This window comes from Microbacterium testaceum StLB037, assembly GCF_008763945.1.
In the GTDB taxonomy this organism is placed as follows: domain Bacteria; phylum Actinomycetota; class Actinomycetes; order Actinomycetales; family Microbacteriaceae; genus Microbacterium; species Microbacterium testaceum_G.
This window is the reverse complement of sequence record NZ_VTQH01000008.1, coordinates 1-1,633: the sequence shown is the minus strand read 5'-3', so window position 1 is coordinate 1,633 and position 1,633 is coordinate 1. Positions and strand designations below refer to the sequence as shown.

General features: G+C 55.8%; 1 rRNA gene. It reads left to right on the top strand.

Annotated elements, in window-relative coordinates:
- Positions 1–11: 11 nt before the first annotated feature.
- Positions 12–1,533, top strand: a 16S ribosomal RNA gene (locus F9B98_RS15760).
- Positions 1,534–1,633 lie beyond the last annotated feature (100 nt).

Sequence of the window (1,633 nt, the reverse complement as noted above, 5' to 3'; positions counted from 1 at the left end):
TGCATTTCTTTTTTACGGAGAGTTTGATCCTGGCTCAGGATGAACGCTGGCGGCGTGCTTAACACATGCAAGTCGAACGGTGAAGCCAAGCTTGCTTGGTGGATCAGTGGCGAACGGGTGAGTAACACGTGAGCAACCTGCCCTGGACTCTGGGATAAGCGCTGGAAACGGCGTCTAATACTGGATATGAGACGTGATCGCATGGTCGTGTTTGGAAAGATTTTTCGGTCTGGGATGGGCTCGCGGCCTATCAGCTTGTTGGTGAGGTAATGGCTCACCAAGGCGTCGACGGGTAGCCGGCCTGAGAGGGTGACCGGCCACACTGGGACTGAGACACGGCCCAGACTCCTACGGGAGGCAGCAGTGGGGAATATTGCACAATGGGCGAAAGCCTGATGCAGCAACGCCGCGTGAGGGATGACGGCCTTCGGGTTGTAAACCTCTTTTAGCAGGGAAGAAGCGAGAGTGACGGTACCTGCAGAAAAAGCGCCGGCTAACTACGTGCCAGCAGCCGCGGTAATACGTAGGGCGCAAGCGTTATCCGGAATTATTGGGCGTAAAGAGCTCGTAGGCGGTTTGTCGCGTCTGCTGTGAAATCCCGAGGCTCAACCTCGGGCCTGCAGTGGGTACGGGCAGACTAGAGTGCGGTAGGGGAGATTGGAATTCCTGGTGTAGCGGTGGAATGCGCAGATATCAGGAGGAACACCGATGGCGAAGGCAGATCTCTGGGCCGTAACTGACGCTGAGGAGCGAAAGGGTGGGGAGCAAACAGGCTTAGATACCCTGGTAGTCCACCCCGTAAACGTTGGGAACTAGTTGTGGGGACCATTCCACGGTTTCCGTGACGCAGCTAACGCATTAAGTTCCCCGCCTGGGGAGTACGGCCGCAAGGCTAAAACTCAAAGGAATTGACGGGGACCCGCACAAGCGGCGGAGCATGCGGATTAATTCGATGCAACGCGAAGAACCTTACCAAGGCTTGACATACACCAGAACGGGCCAGAAATGGTCAACTCTTTGGACACTGGTGAACAGGTGGTGCATGGTTGTCGTCAGCTCGTGTCGTGAGATGTTGGGTTAAGTCCCGCAACGAGCGCAACCCTCGTTCTATGTTGCCAGCACGTAATGGTGGGAACTCATGGGATACTGCCGGGGTCAACTCGGAGGAAGGTGGGGATGACGTCAAATCATCATGCCCCTTATGTCTTGGGCTTCACGCATGCTACAATGGCCGGTACAAAGGGCTGCAATACCGTGAGGTGGAGCGAATCCCAAAAAGCCGGTCCCAGTTCGGATTGAGGTCTGCAACTCGACCTCATGAAGTCGGAGTCGCTAGTAATCGCAGATCAGCAACGCTGCGGTGAATACGTTCCCGGGTCTTGTACACACCGCCCGTCAAGTCATGAAAGTCGGTAACACCTGAAGCCGGTGGCCCAACCCTTGTGGAGGGAGCCGTCGAAGGTGGGATCGGTAATTAGGACTAAGTCGTAACAAGGTAGCCGTACCGGAAGGTGCGGCTGGATCACCTCCTTTCTAAGGAGCTTCTGGCACTCGGGTTTTCGGATTCGTTGTGTCCAGGCGCCAGGTCAACACCGGATGTGTGTTGCTGGTAGCTCATGGGTGGAACGTTTGA